This window comes from Terrabacter sp. FW104-15G4B, assembly GCF_058790095.1.
The window spans coordinates 31,859-49,365 of sequence record NZ_JBYTCI010000024.1; the positions used below are offsets into that span (position 1 = coordinate 31,859).

Here is a 17,507-nt window from a genome sequence, read left to right on the forward strand (position 1 = left end):
GTGCGTGGGTCAGTGGATGACGATCTGACCCTTCACGACCTGCGCACCGGAGTCGTAGGCGGTCGCCCCTGCGCCGGACGTCACGACGAGTCGGAACGTGTCGGTCCTGCCACCGTCGGTGACGGTGACGCGAGCGCGGTAGCCCGCCTGGCCGTTCACCGTGACCGGACCCGAGAACGTCGCCGTCGCACCGCTCACCACGAGCCAGTCGAAGCTCGAGGCGGCCGCCGCGAACGTCGTGCCCGCGAGGCTGTAGCTGAACGAGCCCGTCGGCGTGGTGGCGTCGGGTGCGTACGCGACGGCGAGCTCGAGGTTGCCCTTGCCGCTGTGCGACGGGTCGGAGGCCAAGGCGCCGGCCGGGGACTGGATCGTGCCGCCGCCCGTGACGAAGCCGGCCGCGCGGTCGTAGACGACCACGGTGGTGGTGCCGGTGTCGGCGTTGCCCCACTGGTCGGTGACCGTGACGGTCACCGGATAGATGCCGGCGGCAGAGTAGACGTGGCTGCCGCTGACGCTCGTGCCGCTCACCGTGCCGGCCGAGCTCTGGCCGTCACCCCAGGCGATGCTCGCCGTGTGGTCGTCGAGCGGGTCCGCGTCGGCGAAGGAGGCGGTGATGCCCACCGGCGCACCGACCGAGGTCGCTGCACCGGGGCCCGTGACCGTGCCGACGAGGGGCGCCGCGTTGGTCAGGTGGAGCCCGACGACGACCGGGTCGTGGTCGGAGATCCGGAACTCGTCAGGCGCGTAGAGGCCGGTGCGCTGCGCGGCCGTCTTGAACTCGGTGTTGTAGTCGAGGATCGAGGGCTCGTCGGCGTTGACGTGCCAGTCGCCGACTCCCGTCACCTGGCTGTCGATGGACGCCGACCCGAGCGCGTGGTCGAGGTAGCCCCACTGCCCATCGAAGGCGTACGAGTACGCCTCGCGGCCGTTGCGCTGCTCGATGAGGTTGGCGAAGCCGGCCTTCCCGAGCGTCGTGATCGGATCCTCCTTGGCGTAGGAGTTCATGTCGCCGAGGATGAGCACGTCGGGGTCGCCCGTCCCCGTCGGGTCGCCGGCCAGCCACGAGGCCAGCAGCTGCGCCGAGCGGACTCGCACCGCGTTGCAGTTCCCCTGGCCGTCTCCGGCGTCGGGGACGTCGCACGCGCTGCCCTTGCTCTTGAGGTGGTCCGCGACGGCGACGAACGTGCCGCCCGTCGAGTTGTCACGGAACGCCTGGGCGAGTGAGGGGCGGTTGCGCGGGCCGGAGTCGCCGCCGTTGACGAAGTCGACCGAGTTGAGTGCCGCGGTCGTGCCGACCGGCGTCACCTCGTCGGGCTTGTAGAGCATGCCGACCTTGATCGCGTCGTTGCCGAGGGCGTCCTGCCGACCCGTGCGGGCGTCGGCGTCGATGAAGGCCCATGTGCCGGCGCCGTCCTTGGCGTTGAGCTTGTCGACGAGGAACTGCTCGGCGCTGTCGGCGCCGTAGCCGTTGTTCTGCATCTCCATGAAGGCGACGACGTCGGCCTGCGTGCCGGAGACGGCCGCGACCGTCTTCTGCCACTGGCGGTCGAGCTCGATCGCGGTGTTGGCACCGCGGCAGTCCATGGCCGGACCGGTGACGCCGCCACGGCAGTTGTTGCCCGTGGTGTCGAGCGTGGTGAAGAAGTTGAGCAGGTTCATCCCCACGACGCGGGTGTCGCCACCGACGCTGGGCGGGCCGGACGGCCGCGGGTTGGTCGGCTGGAAGTCCACCGTGGCGGACGGGTCGACCGGACGGATGCGGTACGCGTTGCCGCTCGCCGCGTTGCCGCCCCACGTGTAGGTGAGCACACCGCTCAGGCCGGTGACGGTGTCGCCGCCACGGAGGGTGTTGGCGGCCGTGAGGGGCTGGCCACCGCGACCGAAGACGATCGGGTCGACGTTCTGGGCCTGGGTCGTGTCGTCGAGGATGATCTTGCGCAGGTCGTTGGCGGCCTGAACCGCTGCGGCGTCGGCGCCGGGGGCGGCCACGTTGGTCGGCTGCTCGAGGCGGCCACCCTGCGACAGAGTCACCTGGCCGAAACGACCGAGCTGGAAGTGCTCGGTCACGGACAGCTCCTGCGGAACCGTCACCAGCATTCCCTCGTAGCGCTCGAGGTCGGTGGCGGAGGCCGCAGGCAAGCGGACCTCGGTCGGGGCGACCGTGCCGGTGCCGCAGACCGTGACCGTGCCGGCACTGACCTGGGTCTGGCCCTGGTTCTCACCAGCGTTGCCGGTCACCGTGACGAGGTCACCGAGCTTGACGGAGTCTGCGTTGCTGCCCTCGAAGACGAAGATGGCGTCCGAGGTCGCGGGGTCGCCGTCGCCCTTCGGGTCCTGGATGTAGAAGCCGCGCAGTGCCGGTGAGGCGCCCTCGTAGTCACCGACGACGACGCCGCGGGTCGTGACGGAGCCCGTGATGGCGGCAGTGGCACCGCTGCCCTGGATGGCCTGGATCTGTGTCGGGGCCACCTCACAGGGGTTGGCGGCCGGGACCGAGAAGCGCACGACGACGTCGGTGGCCGGGGAGTCCGGCGGGTCGATGGCGTCCTCGTCGGTGACAGCCGCGGCCGAGACGGTCAGGGTGCAGGCGTCACCGAGCGCGAAGTCGGCGGAGGGGTCGAGCGTGAAGGTCGTCGGGCCGCCGGAGACGGCGAGCGTCTTGGCGCCGGAGATGGAGCACGAGAGCGTGAAGGCCCCGGTGGCGGCCTTCACCGGCTCCGAAAAGGTCACCGTCGGGCTGGCGTCCACGGCGACGCTCGAGGAGCCGTCGGCCGGCGACGTCGACGTGACGCTCGGGGCGACGTCCGTCGCGGCCCCGCCATCGACCGTGTGACTGCCGAGCCCGTCGAAGGTGTCGTTGGCGTAGCCGTCCCACTGGACCGAGGGGTCGAAGGCGTCGGAGCCGATGGCGTCTCCGACGGTGACGGACGACTTGCGACGGAGCGTGCTGTCGAGGGTCGATGTGGGCGCCGTGCCCCACCTGGTGCCGGGATCGACGCCGATCTGACCCAGCACGTCGATGACGGTCGTGCCCTTGCGCAGCACGACGGCGTCGTCGCCGTTCCAGTTGGCGCTGCCACTCAGCAGGTCCGCCTGGCCGGCGAGAGCGGCGACGGCGGAGCTGTTCGCAAGGACGAAGACGTCGCCGGAGGTGACGGTTCCGCTCAGGGCGATGGTGCTCGTCGCCGCCGTCGCGCCGTTGGCGAAGACCTGGACGTTGTAGCCGCCGGCCGCGAGGTCTGCACTAGCGCCGGTGCCGTTGTAGATCTCGAGCGCCTTGTTGTTGCTCGAGCCCTCGACGTACTCGCTGATGAACAGCTGCGTCGGGGCCGCCGCCGAGGCCGGTGCGGCCATGACGAACGGGGTGATGCCCACGGCGAGGGCAGCGGTGGTGACCGCGGCGACCCGGCGCAGGGCAGGACGAGATTGATGCATGAGTTCCTCCCTGGGACCGGCTCTTCCGCTCGGTCTGCGGGTCACCCTAGAGGGGAGCCCGCGGGTGCGCTCGTCGAGACGGCCACGGGTTGCTGAACGGCCGGTGACGACGAGTCGCCGGTGCCCCCGTCGACCTCAGCTCTCCGGGGTGGCGTCCGGCGACGTTCCGGCCCAGGCGGCCAGCCGGCGGCGCGTCACGAAACGCCGTGGCGTGCCGTCGACCGGGTCGTCGAAGGCGAGTACTGCCGCCAGCAGCTGGAGCGGCCGGGTGAAGTCGTCGAGGGGCACGTCGCGTTCGACGGGGTAGAGGGGGTCGTCGACGATGGGGATCCCCAGCGCGCTCAGCTGGCACCGCAGCTGGTGCGTGCGACCGGTGCGCGGCGTCAGGCGGTAGAGCCCGAGCGGCTCCCCTGCCGGGCCCGCGCCGGCCGCCGTGTCGAGCAGCTCGACGAGGGTCTCGGCGTTGGGCTCAGCCCCGGCCACCTCGCGGGCCTGGCGCGTGCCGTGCTCCTTGACGAGATGGGTGCGACGGAGCAGCGGCAGGTCGAGGCCCTCGCGCACCGGTGCCACCGCGAGGTACTCCTTGTGCGCCAGCCCGTCGGCGAAGACCCGCTGGTAGGCGCCGCGCCACCGCTGCTGAGTCGTGAACATCAGCACCCCCGCCGTCGGGCGGTCGAGCCGGTGGGCCGGGGTGAGGCGTCCCTCGCCCGTCAGGACCCGGGTTCGCGCGAGGGCGCTCTGCACGACGTGCCGGCCCCGCGGCATCGTCGCCATGTCGTGGGGCTTGTCGATGACGACGACCCGTTCGTCGCGGTGCAGGACGACCGGCTCCTCCGGGTGTGGCGCCTCGATCGGCAGGTCGCGGTGCGCCCACACGGCCGACTGCGGCACGAACGGGGCGTCGGCAGGGACCGGGCGGCCGGATGCGTCGACGAACTCTCCGGTCCCGAGCATTCGGTCGACCTCGGCCGCGGTGAGCCCCGGCGCGAGCCGGTCGACGAGGTGGTCGCGGAGCGAGCCCCACGGGCCGTCCTGCGGCATCCGGAAGCGCTGGGCGTCGACACCGTGGCGCGGCGGCAGGGGCGACGCCGGAATGGGTCCCCGTGCCAACTCAGGGCGCCCTGTCTGCCGGCTCGACGCGTACGACCTCGGTCTCCGCATCCAGGAAGGATCCGTAGCCAGCGGCCGCCGACTCGACCTCACGCCACCGCCGGGTCGAGAGCTGTGCGAACGGCTGGACCTCGACGAGCACGCGCCCCCGCCGCTGGCCCCGTCGCCACGTGCCCGCGACCTCGCCGTCGATGACGAGCGTCGGCTTGAACACCATGTTGCGGCCCGGCACGACCTTGACGAAGTGCTCGGACGGAAGGGCTACGTCACGCGACTTGTAGCCGAGGAGGAATTCGTCCCACTGGGGCAGCAGCAGAACGCCGCCGGGCCCGTCCGGGACGGGGCGCGCTTCGACGTGCGTGATCCACGTTTGGCCGTCGAGGTCCTCGCGCACGAGCCGCTGCTCGACGAGGGCGAGGGCCTCGCGGGTCAGGCCGAGCGGCTTGAGCAGCCAGCCGGCGAGGTCCTTCTCGGTGATGGGCCCGTGGCTGCGGACGTAGCGCTCGGCCACGGTCGCCAGGGCCTCCTCGCGAGGAGGCTTGCGCGACTGGGGAACCCACGTGTCGATGAGGACGAAGCTCGGCTGCCGCCCGATCAACGGGCCCTGGCAGATAAGGCCGGACATGCAGTGGTGGCCGATGAGGTGGTAGTTGCGCTGACCGGTCGGGTCGATGCCGTGCTCGACCAGCATCGCTGCCACGTCCGGACGGCTCATCGGCTCGCGCAGATGCTCCTCGAAGAGCGAACCGGAGAGATCGACATCGGCCTCGGTGAGCCCCAGCTGGGCGAACCGGCTGGCGAGCGTCGTGCTCCGGGGGGCGGCGAGCAGCTCGCACATCCAGCGGGCGTCCTCGGCCGGCACCCAGTGGATCGTGCCGCGCATCGGCCAGGTGCGTACGACCTCGCGGTCGCGCACCGCCTGCTCGACCTGCTCGAGGGTCAGGCCCGACCGGACGCCGAGGGACCACGCACCGCTGCCATAGTCCTGGGCCTGCAGGGCCCCGAGCTCGCGGGCGACCTCGAGGGCCGAGCACGGTGCGGCGCCGCCACCGGGCGATCGAGCCAGCCCGAGCGCAGCCACCCGGGCCCGGCGCAGCCGGCGACGGTCCGCCTCGTGCATCAGCTGAGGCAGGCCGGACCGAGCAGGGCCTTGAGGTCGCCGAAGAGCGCGGACGTGGCAGTGACGCGCAGCGAGTCGTCGAGCGACATGAGCACGGAACGCCCGGGCTGGGTCAGCTTGACCTGGACCTCCGTGGCCCCGGGGTGCTCCCCGAGGACGCGCTTGAGGCTCTCTGCGACCGCCGGCGTCGCCCGCCCGAGCGGCAGCGTCAGCACGACCGGGCCCCGCGGCCCCTCCTTGATGTCCGGGATCGTCAGCTCCTGCGCGAAGATCGAGATCGAGTCGTCACGGGCGCTGATGCGACCCTTGACCGCGCACACGGTGTCCTGGGCGAGCATCGTGGAGTACGTCATGTAGGCGGACGGGAAGAAGAGGCACTCGACAGCGCCGTCGAGGTCCTCGACGGTCGCGATGGCCCACAGGTCGCCCTTCTTCGTGCGCTTGAGCTGCAGGCTCGTGATGAGCCCGGCGACGGTGACCGGGGTGCCGTCGGCCTTGGGCTCGTCGCCCATCAGGGCCGCGATCGAGGTGTCGGCATGCGTGGCCAGGATGTGCTCGATGCCGAAGAGCGGGTGATCGCTGACGTAGAGCCCGAGCATCTCCCGCTCGAACGACAGCAGGGTCGCCTTGTCCCACTCCAGCGGCGGGACCGGGGGCAGCCCGTCGAACGCGCCCGGGCCCTGCTGCCCACTGTCGGCGGCGTCGTCACCGAAGCTGCCGAAGAGGCTGTCCTGGCCGATCGCCTCCTGCTTCTTGACCTCGATGAGCGCGTCGATGTAGCGCTCGTGGACCTCGACCATGCCGCGCCGGCTCTCGCCGAGAGAGTCGAACGCGCCACCCTTGATGAGCGACTCGATCGTGCGCTTGTTGCAGACGACGGCCGGCACCTTCGAGAGGAAGTCCTTGAACGAGGCGAAGGCCCCCTTGTCGTCACGAGCCTTGATGATCGCCTGGACGACCGGGAGCCCCACGTTGCGGATGGCTGCCAGGCCGAAGCGGATGTCGGTGCCGACGGCCGCGAAGTTGGCGATCGACGCGTTGACGTCGGGCGGCAGCACCTTGATGCCCATGTGCCGGCACTCGTTGAGGTAGAGCGCTGACTTGTCCTTGTCGTCGCGCACGCTCGTCAGCAGCGCCGCCATGTACTCGGCCGGGTAGTTGGCCTTGAGGTAGGCCGTCCAGTAGGAGACGAGGCCGTAGGCCGCCGTGTGCGCCTTGTTGAAGGCGTAGTCGGAGAAGGGGACCAGGACGTCCCACAGCGCCTTGACCGAGGCCTCGTTGAAGCCCTGGGCCTTCATGCCGGTCGAGAAGGGGACGTACTCGGCGTCGAGCACCTCCTTCTTCTTCTTGCCCATGGCCCGGCGCAGCAGGTCGGCGTTGCCGAGGGTGTAGCCCGCCAGCTTCTGGGCGATCTCCATGACCTGCTCCTGGTAAATGACCAGGCCGTAGGTCATCCCGAGGATCGGGTCGAGCGCCTGCACCATCTCCGGCTGGAGCTTGCCCTCCAGCTTCGGGTCGAGCGGGGTGAGCGCCTGCTTGCCGTTCTTGCGCAGCGCGAAGTTGGTGTGCGCGTTGACGCCCATCGGGCCGGGTCGGTAGAGCGCGAGGGCGGCCGAGATGTCCTCGAAGTTGTCCGGCTGCATCAGGCGCAACAGTGCGCGCATGCCGCCACCGTCGAGCTGGAAGACGCCGAGCGTGTCGCCGCGCCCCAGCAGCTCGTACGTCGCCCGGTCGGTCATGTCCTTGGAGAGGGCGTCGAGGTCGATGTCCTCGTCGCGGTTGAGCTTGATGTTCTCGATGGCGTCGTCGAGGATTGTCAGGTTGCGCAGCCCGAGGAAGTCCATCTTGACGAGGCCGAGGTTCTCGCAGCTGGGGTAGTCGAACTGCGTGATGATCTGGCCGTCCTGCAGGCGGCGCATGATCGGGATGACGTCGACGAGCGGCTCGCTGCTCATGATGACGCCCGCTGCGTGCACCCCCCACTGGCGCTTGAGGCCCTCGAGGCCGAGCGCGGTGGCGACGACCTCCTGGGCCTGAGGGTCCTCGTCGTGCACGGCCCGGAAGTCGACGGCCTCGTTGTAGCGCTTGGAGTCGGGCTTGAAGACGTCGGCGAGCGGCATGCCCTTGCCCATGACGTCGGGCGGCATCGCCTTGGTGAGCTTCTCGCCCATCGCGAAGGGGTGGCCCAGCACCCGGCTGGCGTCCTTGAGGGCCTGCTTGGCCTTGATCGTGCCGTAGGTGACGATCTGCGCGACCCGCTCCTCGCCGTACTTCTCGGTGACGTAGCGGATCACCTCGCCGCGGCGGCGCTCGTCGAAGTCGACGTCGAAGTCGGGCATCGACATGCGCTCCGGGTTGAGGAAGCGCTCGAAGATCAGGCCGTGCGGGATCGGGTCGAGGTCGGTGATGCCCATGGCGTAGGCGCACATGGAGCCGGCACCCGAGCCACGGCCCGGCCCGACGCGGATGCCGTTGCGCTTGGCCCAGTTGATGAAGTCGGCGACGACGAGGAAGTAGCCCGGGTAGCCCTTGGAGACGATGACCTCCTCCTCGAAGGCCGCCTGCTTGCGGGCGTAGTCGGGCACCCCCTCCGGGAAGCGTCGCTGCAGCCCGGTCTCGACCTCCTTGATGAACCAGGACGTCTCGTTCTCGCCCTCGGGGCAGGGGAAGCGCGGCATGTAGCGCCCCTCGCCCTCGGTGAAGGAGACCTCGCAGCGCTCGGCGATGAGCAGCGTGTTGTCGCAGGCCTCGGGCAGCTCGCGCCAGAGGTGGCGCATCTCCTGGGCAGACTTCAGGTAGAAGTCGTCGGCGTCGAACTTGAAGCGGTTGGGGTCCATCAGGGTGGAGCCGGACTGCACGCACAGCAGGGCCGCGTGGGCCTTGGCGTCCTCGGCCCGCGTGTAGTGCAGGTCGTTGGTGGCCACGAGCGGGAGCTTGAGGTCCCGGGCGAGCCGGATGAGGTCCTTCTGGGTGCGGCGCTCGATGTCGAGGCCGTGGTCCATCAGCTCCACGTAGACGTTCTCGTTGCCGAAGATGTCGCGCAGCTCGCCGGCGACCTCGCGCGCCTCGTCGTACATCCCGAAGCGCAGCTTGGTCTGGATCTCGCTCGAGGGGCAGCCGGTCGTGACGATCAGGCCCTTGCCGTAGGTCGACAGCAGCTCGCGGTCGATGCGGGGCCACTTCGTGTAGACCTGGTCGAGGCTCGCGATGGAGCTCATCCGGAAGAGGTTGTGCATGCCCTCGTTGTCGCGGGCCAGCATCGTCATGTGCGTGTAGGCGCCGCTGCCCGACACGTCGTCGCGGCCGCCGTCGCCGTAGCTGACCTTGGTGCGGTCGCTGCGGTGGGTGCCGGGCGTGATGTACGCCTCGACGCCGATGATCGGCTTGACCCCGGTGCCCTGCGCCTTCTTCCAGAACTCGTAGGCGCCGAAGACGTAGCCGTGGTCGGTCGTCGCGAGGGCCGGCATGCCCATCCGCGCCGCCTCGCTGAAGAGGTCCCCGATGCGGGCGGCCCCGTCCAGCATGGAGTACTCCGTGTGCACGTGGAGGTGCACGAAGTTCTGGTCGTTTCTCGGGGCGGCTTCGGTCGACATCGTGGACGAGTCTAAGCCTCGCCGACGACACTCCTGCGCGTGTCGTCACGGGGTGTCGTGGGGGCCGCCCGGACGGTGGGCCGCGGACGCACCGAGGGGCCCGGACGGCATACGTCCTCGGGCCCCTCGGGGTGGTCGGGCAGGTGTTCTCAGAAGGTCGCGACGATGTCGAGGGCCCGCTGCAGGTCCTGCGGGTAGGGACTCTCGAAATGGACGTAGTCGCCCGTCCCGGGGTGCTCGAAGCCCAGCCCGACGGCGTGCAGCCACTGGCGCTCGAGCTTCAGGCGCGCGGCCAGCTTCGGGTCGGCGCCGTAGGTGAGATCGCCGCAGCACGGGTGGTGCAGCGCCGCGAAGTGCACCCGGATCTGGTGCGTGCGCCCCGTCTCGAGGTGGATGTCGAGCAGGCTGGCGTGACGGAACGCCTCGATCACCTCGTAGTGGGTGACCGACGGCTTGCCGGACTTCATGACCGCGAACTTGTAGTCGTGACCCGGGTGTCGCCCGATGGGCGCGTCGACGGTGCCCACGACGGGGTCCGGCAGCCCCTGCACGAGGGCGTGGTAGGTCTTGTCCACGGTGCGGCTGCGGAAGGCCTGCTTGAGGCGGGAGTATGCGTACTCGCTCTTCGCGACCACCATGAGTCCCGACGTGCCGACGTCGAGGCGGCTCACGACGCCCTGGCGCTCCGGTGCGCCCGACGTGGAGATCCGGTAGCCGGCCGCGGCCAGCCCCGAGACGACGTCCGGGCCCGTCCAGCCGACGCTCGGGTGGGCGGCGACGCCGACCGGCTTGTCGACCACGACGATGTCGTCGTCGTCGTGCACGATCGACATGCCGGGCACCGGCTGGGCGACGACCTGCAGGCTCGGGTGCTCCTCGGGCCGCGGCAGCGACACCTCGAGCATCGCGCCGGCCGAGAGCCGCTCCGACTTCGCGACCGCCTTGCCGTCGAGAACGACGTGGCCGTCGGCCGCGAGGTCGGCCGCCTTCGTGCGGGAGAGCCCGAAGAGCCGGGCGACGCCGGCGTCGACGCGCTCTCCCTCCAGGCCGTCCGGGACGAGCACAGTGCGCACGTCAGGCATCGTCGTCCTCTCCCTGCTGCGCCGGCTCACCGTCGCGGTGGCGGTCACGGCGGTCGCCGAGGTCGCGGCGGTCGCGGGCCCGGTCACGTCGGCCGTCGACCCCGATGCCGAGCAACGCCAGGACGATGATGAGGGCGGCAGCCGAGACGATCCAGATGTCGGCGACGTTGCCGATGAACCAGCGGTTGTAGTCGATGAAGTCGACGACGTGGCCCTGACCCCCGCCGGGCGGCCGGACGAACCGGTCGGTGAGGTTGCCGATCGCCGCTCCGAGCAGCAGGCCGAGGGCGATGGCCCACGCCCGCGACCCCAGCTGTCGGGCGACGACGACGATGGCGACGAGCACCGCCAGCGCGATCGCGGTCATCACCCACGTGTTTCCGGCCCCGAGCGACAGGGCTGCCCCGGGGTTGCCGATGAGCTTGAACCGGATGGTGTCCCCGATGAAGGGGCGTGGCTCGCCGTCGCCGAGCACGTCGAGGGCGACGATCTTGCTGAGCTGGTCGGTGACGTATGCCGTGACGGCGACCACACCGAGGACGACGAACAACCGCTTGCGCCGGCGGGGCGTGGGGCGGGTCGGCTCGGGTGGATCAGTGGTCGTCGAACTCACGGTCTCGGTGCTTGTGGTGGTCTCGGTGGCGGACACGCCGTCGACCCCCGCGCGGGGGGTCGACGTGGCGTGCGTGGGGGTCAGTGGCGGTCCTGCTTCTCCTGGCATGTCATGCACAGGGTCGCACGGGGACGGGCCTGAAGTCGAAGCTTGCCGATCGGGTTGCCGCAGTTCTCGCAGATGCCGTAGGTGCCGGCCTCGAGCTGTTCGAGCGCGTGCTCGGCCTGGCGCAGGCTCGCCCGGGCGTTGGCCGCCACGGAGATCTCGTGCTCACGCTCGGCGGTCTTGGCGCCTGCGTCGGCCTGGTCGTCGCCGGCGCCGTCGCCCGTGGCCCGAAGCAGGTCCTCGAGCTCGTCCTCGGCCAGCTTGAGCTCGACACGGTGCTGCTCGATCTCCTCGAGCAGCACGCCGCGGACCTCGCCGATCTCCTCCTCGCTCCACGGGCTCTCGTCGTCCTTGACCCTGAGCTTCTGGGCGATCTTGCTTGCGCTGGTGGGTCTGGTGGTCTTCTTCGCGGCGCTCTTGGTTGCGGCCTTCTTGGCCGTCGCGCGCGGTGCGGTGGAGCTGGTCGTCACTGCTGCCTTCTTCGTCGGAGTGGCGTGCGCCCCCGCGGCGGATCTGGTGCCGTTGGCACCCGCCGTGGTGGGCGTCGTGGCGGCCGGCTTCTTCGCCGCCGGGGACCGGGTCGTGGTCGACCTGGTTGTCGAGGGGGTTGCCGTGGCGGCCTTCTTGCCAGGGGCGGCCTTTTTCACGGGTGCGGCCTTCTTCGCGGATGCGGCCTTCTTGGCGGGCGTGGCCTTCTTGGCGGGCGGGCCCTTCTTGGCCGGCGGGGCCTTCTTGGCCGGCGGGGCCTTCTTGGCCGGCGGGGCCTTCTTGGCCGACGCGGCCGTCGCGGCGGGGGTCGCCTTCGCCGTCTTCGTGGCCGCCGTCTTCGTGGTCACCTTTGCCGCCGTGGACGTTGCGGTCGTCTTCGTGGGCTTCACCGCCGTCGTGGCCGAACCGGTGGTGCTGCTCGCGCCGGACCGTTTGGCTGCGGTCTTCGCCGCTGCCGTCTTCTTCGTCGCCATCACACCCTCCGTCGTCACGCGCTGACGCTGACAAGTGGGGCTGACAATAAGCCCCGCACCGGCCCCGCACAAACGCGAAACGCAGATCCGTCCGAAGTGTTCGCCCCTCGGATGCACCACAGGCCGCCCGGGAGGATCCCGGACGGCCTGCAGGCGTCTGCGTGAGGTGGGCGCTCAGCCCTGGTTGCCCTCTGCCGCACCGGCGTGGGCCGGCTCCTGGACGTCGCCGTCCAGGTCGTGCAGCTGGCTCTCGATGTAGGACTTGAGGTTGGACCGGTAGTTCTTCTCGAAGCCACGAAGCTCGGCGATCTTGCGGTCGAGCAGGCCCTTCTGCTTGTCCAGGTCCTCGAGTACGGCGGCCCTCTTCTGCTGGGCCTCGGCGACCATGCCGGTGGCCCGTTCGCGAGCCTCGGTCAGCATCTCGTCGCGCTTGGAACCTGCCTCGGCGATCATCTGGTCGCGCTGGGAGGTCGCCTCGGCGATCATCTGGTCGCGCTGCGAGGTGGCTTCGTTGATCATCTGCTCCCGCTGGGCGGCAGCGGCGGCCGCCAGCTCCTCGGCCTCCCTGGTGACCTGGTCGTGCCGGTCCTGGCCGGTGTTGATCAGCTCGTCGTGACGTGCCTGGGCGGAGGCGATCAGCTCGCGGTGGCGGTTCTCTGCCTCGGAGATCAGCTCGTCGCGGCGAGCCTCACCGGCGGCGACGTGCTCGTCGTGCAGGCGCTGGGCGAGAGCGATGACCCCAGCGGCATCGAGGGTGCCCTCGGACGCGTGGGTCGGCGCCGGTGCGGCTGCTGCGGCGGCCGGAGCGGCAGCGGGGGCCTTCGCGGCCTCCTCGCGCAGGCGGGCAGCCTCGGCGGCGGCGGCCTCGGCGTCGGACTGCGCCTGGGCGGCACGCTCCTCGGCGGCACGGGCGTTCTCCTGGGCCTTGGCCAGCTTGGCCTCGGCGTCGGCGACCTCGGAGTTGAGGCTGTTGAGCTTGGCCTGCGCGTCGTCGAGCGCCTGGGAGTCGACTGCCGACTTTGCGGCGGCCTCGGCGCGCTCGACCTCGGCCTTGGCCCTCTCGATGCGCTCCTTGGCGAGGCGCTCGGCGTTGTCGGCGTCCGCCTTGGCCTTGGCGGCGCGGTCGCTGGCGGCCTTGAAGGCCCGCTCGGCGTCCTGGATCTTGGCAGTGAGCCCGCCCAGCTTGGCCTCGTCGCCGGGGCGGCCCACGGCCGGCATGGCCGCCGTCGCCGCTTCGGCTCGGACGGCCGACTGGTTCTTGCTCGCGCGGCAGTCGTTGAGCTGCTTCAGGTAGTCGTCACGCTGCTCGATGAGCGAACGCATCTCGGCCACGATCTCGTCGAGGAAGTCGTCGACGTCCCGCTCCTCGTAGCCACGACGGAACTGCGTGGTCTGAAAGTGCTTGTTGAGCACCTGTTCCGGCGTAAGCGCCATGTGTCACCTCGATGCAGACGTAATGGTTCGGGTCAACGGTATCTAACGTTCCGGTCACGAACCAAAGCCCTGCTTGCCCGTCGGTGCGACGCCTGTCCCGCGGTCACGGGTGAGGCTGTCGCGATCGGTCAGAAGAAGCTCGGCACGTTCAGAGCGAGAGAGGTCAGCAACATCAGGACGAGGAAGCTGAGGTCCAAGCGGACGCCGCCGAGGTTCGGCGACGGGATCACTTTGCGCAGGGCGCGAAGCGGCGGGTCGGTCACGGTGTAGACGGCTTCGGCCAGGACGAGGACGACCCCCGAGGGCCGCCAGGACCGGGCCAGCACCTGGACCCAGTCGATCACGAAGCGGCCGATGAGTGCGATGAAGAAGGTGAAGACCACCACCCCGTAGACCGTCCAGAACGCATCCATGTCGGCCAGTGTCCCTGATCCGGGCCGAGAGTGTGAACGGGGGTCCGTTCTTGGCCTCGCGGTGGACCCGGGTCCCGCTCGTCGCCTCGGCCGGTGCAGGGTCAGCTCTGGTTGAAGAAGCCGCGGGTGGAGACGGTGGGAGCCTCCGGCTCGTCCGCCGAGATCTCGACGTGGGCGGGCGAGAGCAGGAACACCTTGGAGGTGACGCGCTCGATCGTGCCGTGGAGCCCGAAGACCAGGCCGGCGGCGAAGTCGACAAGGCGCTTGGCGTCCGCATCGTCCATGTCGCTGAGGTTCATGATGACCGGCACCTGGTCGCGGAACCACTCGCCGATGTTCTTGGCCTCGTTGTAGGTGCGCGGGTGGATCGTCGTGATGCGGTTGAGCGAGCCGACCTCGACGTCGCGCACGACGGCCGCGACGGGGCGCTTGGTGGGCAGCTGGGTCACGGCGGCAGTGTGCTCCGTCTCGTCGTCGTAGCGGTCGGACTCGTCGTAGGAGTCGTAGTCGTCGTAACGGTCATGACGCTGGTCCTCCTCGCTGAGTCCGAGGTACACCATCGTCTTGCGCAGTGCCCCTGCCATGGCCAACTCCCAGAACGTCGGATCGTGATCGTTGACGACGTTACAGAAGTGACGGGCGTGAACCGAGGATTGCCGTACCGACACGCAGGTGTGTCGCCCCGTGCCGCAGTCCAGCCTCCAGGTCGCCGCTCATGCCGGCCGAGATCCACGCTGCCTCGGGATGCTGCGCACGTATGCCGTCCGCCACTTCGCGCAGGTGCGCGAAGGCCTCGTCGGGGTCGGCCCCGAAGGGTGCGACGGCCATGACACCGCGAAGCTGCAGCAGAGCCTGTGCCGCAACGGCATCCGCCAAGGCGACTGCGTCCCGGGCCAGCACACCACCGCGGGAGGTGTCCCCGTCGAGGCTCACCTGGAGCAGCACCTGCAGACGGCGCCCCCCGGCGTGCGCACCCCTGGCCAGGGCGCCGACCAGCTTCGCCCGGTCGACGGACTCCACCACGTCGGCGTAGCCCGCAACGTGGGCCGCCTTGTTGCTCTGGAGCTGCCCGATGAAGTGGAGGGCGAGGTCCGGCTCCCCCGCCTGCGAGAGCGCGTCGCGCGCTTCACGGAACTTCTCCGCCGCCTCCTGGTCGCGGTTCTCGCCGAAGTGCCGGACACCGAGGCGGTGGAGGAGCAGCACGTCGGATGCCGGGAAGAACTTGGTGACCACGACGAGGGTCACGGCGTCTGGGTCCCGGTCGGCCTGCGCGCAGCCTCTGTGGATGCGCTCACGGACGGCCTCGAGGTTGTCACGCAGCTGAACGAGCCGACCCTGCGCGTCGGCTGTCACGACGGCACGTCCCGGAGGGCGACGAGGCCGGCGAACCGGCCGGTGCGCCCGTCCCGACGATAGGAGTAGAGGTCGCCGCTCTCCCGGGTGCAGCCAGGCACCCACTGCACCGCGACGTCGGCGGCGGCGAGCTGCTCGACGACTCCTGCGGCGACGTCGACCGAGGACGTGCCCGTCCACGAGCGGCCGGCGCTTGCGGGCGCCACGTCCGCGGCTGCGCGGGCCATGGCGGCGGGGACCTCATAACAGCGGCCGCAGACGGACGGTCCGACCGTGGCCTGCAGCGCGGTCGCACCCAGGTCGCGCATGGCCGTCACGGCGCGGTGGACGATGCCGCCGACCATTCCCGGGCGACCGGCGTGGACGGCGCCGACGACACCGGCGCCGGCGTCGTGCAGCAGCACGGGGACGCAGTCCGCGACGAGGACGGCGAGGGCGAGCCCCGTTGCGCGCGTGACAATCCCGTCCACCGGCGGAGGGTCACCCTCCCACGGCCCGTCGACCTCGAGGACCTCGCAGCCGTGCACCTGGTTCATGAAGATCAGGCGCTCCCGCGGGACGGCGACCTCACGGGCCAGCGCCTCGCGGTTCGCCTCGACCTCGGCGACGGAGTCGCCGACGTGTCCACCCAGGTTGAGGCCGGCATACGGCCCGCTCCCCCGCCCGGCGGACCGGCCGGTGAAGGCGAGCTGAACGGCGTCGCCGTCATGGCCGGGATGAGGGGAGGTGCGCCAGTAGAACACGGTGACAACCTATCCCGCTGTCGCGGAGGCGCCCCGCCAGCGGGCACAGAGGGCGCCGGCCGACACGCACGGACGGGCGGGAGGCGCATGACGTCTCCCGCCCGTCGGCGGTGTGCTGATGGGCCCTCGGCCGATGACCTACTTCAGGAAGTCGGGGACGTCGAGGTCGTCACCCTCGTCGAAGGTCACCTGGCGCGGCGGCTGCTGCGCAGCCTGCGTCGGCTGGTGCTGCGTCGGCTGGTGCTGGGCCTGCTGGTGCTGGGCCGGCTGGTGCTGGGCCGGTTGCTGGGTCGGCTGCTGCTGCTGCACCGGGGCAGGAGCCACCTGCTGGGGCGCCTGCTGGAAGGCCTGCTGCGGTGCGGCCTGCTGCGCCACGCCGTTGGAGTGCTGCGGCTGCGACTGCTGCTGGGCCGGCGCAGCCGGGCGCTGCTGCTGCGAACGGCCCATCACCTGGCCGAGAGCGCGGTCGTCGTGGCGCTGGCTCGGGCCACCGGCGTCGAAGCCGGCTGCGATGACGGTGACGCGCACCTCGTCGCCCAGCGCGTCGTCGATGACGGCACCGAAGATGATGTTGGCCTCTGGGTGCGCGGCCTCCTGCACGAGCCGGGCAGCCTCGTTGATCTCGAACAGGCCGAGGTCCGAACCGCCCTGCACCGAGAGCAGCACGCCGTGGGCCCCGTCGATGGAGGCCTCCAGCAGCGGGCTGCTGATGGCGAGCTCGGCCGCCTGGACGGCCCGGTCCTCGCCGCGCGCGGAGCCGATGCCCATGAGGGCCGAGCCGGCGCCCTGCATGACCGACTTGACGTCGGCGAAGTCGAGGTTGATCAGGCCTGGCGTCGTGATGAGGTCGGTGATGCCCTGGACACCGGAGAGCAGGACCTGGTCGGCCGAGCGGAAGGCGTCCATCATCGAGACGTTGCGGTCGCTGATCGAGAGCAGGCGGTCGTTGGGGATGACGATCAGCGTGTCGACCTCCTCGCGGAGGCTGCCGATGCCGGACTCGGCCTGGTTGGCGCGGCGGCGACCCTCGAAGGTGAACGGGCGCGTGACGACACCGATCGTCAGGGCACCGAGCTCCCGGGCGATGCGGGCCACGACAGGTGCGCCGCCGGTGCCCGTGCCACCGCCCTCTCCGGCGGTGACGAAGACCATGTCGGCCCCCTTGAGGACCTCCTCGATCTCCTCGGCGTGGTCCTCGGCCGCCTTCTTGCCGACCTCGGGGTCGGCGCCGGCCCCGAGCCCGCGGGTGAGCTCACGGCCCACGTCGAGCTTGACGTCGGCGTCGCTCATGAGCAGCGCCTGGGCGTCGGTGTTGATGGCGATGAACTCGACGCCCTTGAGGCCGACCTCGATCATGCGATTGATGGCGTTGACGCCGCCGCCGCCGATGCCGACGACCTTGATGACGGCCAAGTAGTTCTGCGGTGCTGCTGCCACGAGAGTGGGCCTTCCTGACTGGTGGTGCCGGTGCTGCGGTGGTCTGGGAACGAGCGGTGCGCTGCGCCCCTGGCGCACCACGAGGGTGCGGTCGGTGCGATCTGTGC

Annotated in this window: 14 protein-coding genes; 1 reads left to right on the forward strand and 13 read right to left on the reverse strand. The window is 70.6% G+C overall.

The features are described from left to right. Nucleotides 1-9: 9 nt before the first annotated feature. The 7 genes from AC3WRT_RS16315 to AC3WRT_RS16345 all read right to left on the reverse strand — a co-directional run bounded on the left by AC3WRT_RS16315 (nt 10) and on the right by AC3WRT_RS16345 (nt 11,528). Nucleotides 10-3,435 (reverse strand): ExeM/NucH family extracellular endonuclease, encoded by a 3,426-nt coding sequence (locus AC3WRT_RS16315; protein WP_492723769.1) that lies wholly within the window; start codon nt 3,433-3,435, stop codon nt 10-12. A gap of 135 nt (nt 3,436-3,570) precedes the next feature. Next, nucleotides 3,571-4,545, reverse strand: a complete 975-nt coding sequence (locus AC3WRT_RS16320) for a pseudouridine synthase (RefSeq protein WP_492723771.1) — start codon at nt 4,543-4,545, stop codon at nt 3,571-3,573. A 1-nt stretch (nt 4,546) separates the two neighbouring features. Then, a complete protein-coding gene (locus AC3WRT_RS16325; protein ID WP_492723772.1) occupies nt 4,547-5,665 on the reverse strand; it encodes a winged helix DNA-binding domain-containing protein in 1,119 nt (372 codons plus the stop codon). Beyond that, the gene (gene dnaE, locus AC3WRT_RS16330; RefSeq protein WP_492723774.1) at nt 5,665-9,258 is read right to left on the reverse strand and encodes a DNA polymerase III subunit alpha; all 3,594 of its coding nucleotides are present in this window, start codon (nt 9,256-9,258) and stop codon (nt 5,665-5,667) included. Before dnaE ends, AC3WRT_RS16325 begins: the two co-directional genes overlap by 1 nt. A 149-nt stretch (nt 9,259-9,407) precedes the next feature. Then, nucleotides 9,408-10,340: an RluA family pseudouridine synthase gene (locus AC3WRT_RS16335; RefSeq protein WP_492723776.1), complete on the reverse strand. Its 933-nt coding sequence runs from the start codon at nt 10,338-10,340 to the stop codon at nt 9,408-9,410. After that, a complete protein-coding gene (gene lspA, locus AC3WRT_RS16340; protein WP_492723778.1) occupies nt 10,333-10,953 on the reverse strand; it encodes a signal peptidase II in 621 nt (206 codons plus the stop codon). Before lspA ends, AC3WRT_RS16335 begins: the two co-directional genes overlap by 8 nt. 80 nt (nt 10,954-11,033) lie before the next feature. Further along, complete coding sequence (locus AC3WRT_RS16345; RefSeq protein WP_492723782.1) at nt 11,034-11,528, reverse strand: TraR/DksA family transcriptional regulator; 495 nt, start codon at nt 11,526-11,528, stop codon at nt 11,034-11,036. A gap of 46 nt (nt 11,529-11,574) precedes the next feature. Between AC3WRT_RS16345 and AC3WRT_RS16350 the strand changes: the two genes are divergently transcribed. Further along, a complete protein-coding gene (locus tag AC3WRT_RS16350) occupies nt 11,575-12,045 on the forward strand; it encodes a hypothetical protein (RefSeq protein WP_492723784.1) in 471 nt (156 codons plus the stop codon). Nucleotides 12,046-12,194: 149 nt separating this feature from the next. Here AC3WRT_RS16350 and AC3WRT_RS16355 read toward each other — a convergent pair whose 3' ends face one another. The 6 genes from AC3WRT_RS16355 to ftsZ all read right to left on the reverse strand — a co-directional run bounded on the left by AC3WRT_RS16355 (nt 12,195) and on the right by ftsZ (nt 17,400). Further along, nucleotides 12,195-13,454, reverse strand: a complete 1,260-nt coding sequence (locus AC3WRT_RS16355) for a DivIVA domain-containing protein (RefSeq protein ID WP_492723786.1) — start codon at nt 13,452-13,454, stop codon at nt 12,195-12,197. Nucleotides 13,455-13,582: 128 nt separating this feature from the next. Beyond that, nucleotides 13,583-13,867, reverse strand: a complete 285-nt coding sequence (locus tag AC3WRT_RS16360; protein ID WP_492723787.1) for a YggT family protein — start codon at nt 13,865-13,867, stop codon at nt 13,583-13,585. A gap of 101 nt (nt 13,868-13,968) precedes the next feature. Next, nucleotides 13,969-14,451 (reverse strand): cell division protein SepF, encoded by a 483-nt coding sequence (locus AC3WRT_RS16365; RefSeq protein WP_492723789.1) that lies wholly within the window; start codon nt 14,449-14,451, stop codon nt 13,969-13,971. A gap of 40 nt (nt 14,452-14,491) precedes the next feature. Continuing rightward, nucleotides 14,492-15,220, reverse strand: a complete 729-nt coding sequence (locus AC3WRT_RS16370; protein ID WP_492723791.1) for a YggS family pyridoxal phosphate-dependent enzyme — start codon at nt 15,218-15,220, stop codon at nt 14,492-14,494. Then, the gene (locus AC3WRT_RS16375; protein ID WP_492723793.1) at nt 15,217-15,963 is read right to left on the reverse strand and encodes a purine nucleoside phosphorylase YfiH/LACC1 family protein; all 747 of its coding nucleotides are present in this window, start codon (nt 15,961-15,963) and stop codon (nt 15,217-15,219) included. Before AC3WRT_RS16375 ends, AC3WRT_RS16370 begins: the two co-directional genes overlap by 4 nt. Before the next feature lie 138 nt (nt 15,964-16,101). Further along, nucleotides 16,102-17,400: a cell division protein FtsZ gene (gene ftsZ, locus AC3WRT_RS16380; protein ID WP_492723794.1), complete on the reverse strand. Its 1,299-nt coding sequence runs from the start codon at nt 17,398-17,400 to the stop codon at nt 16,102-16,104. Between the last annotated feature and the right edge of the window lie 107 nt (nt 17,401-17,507).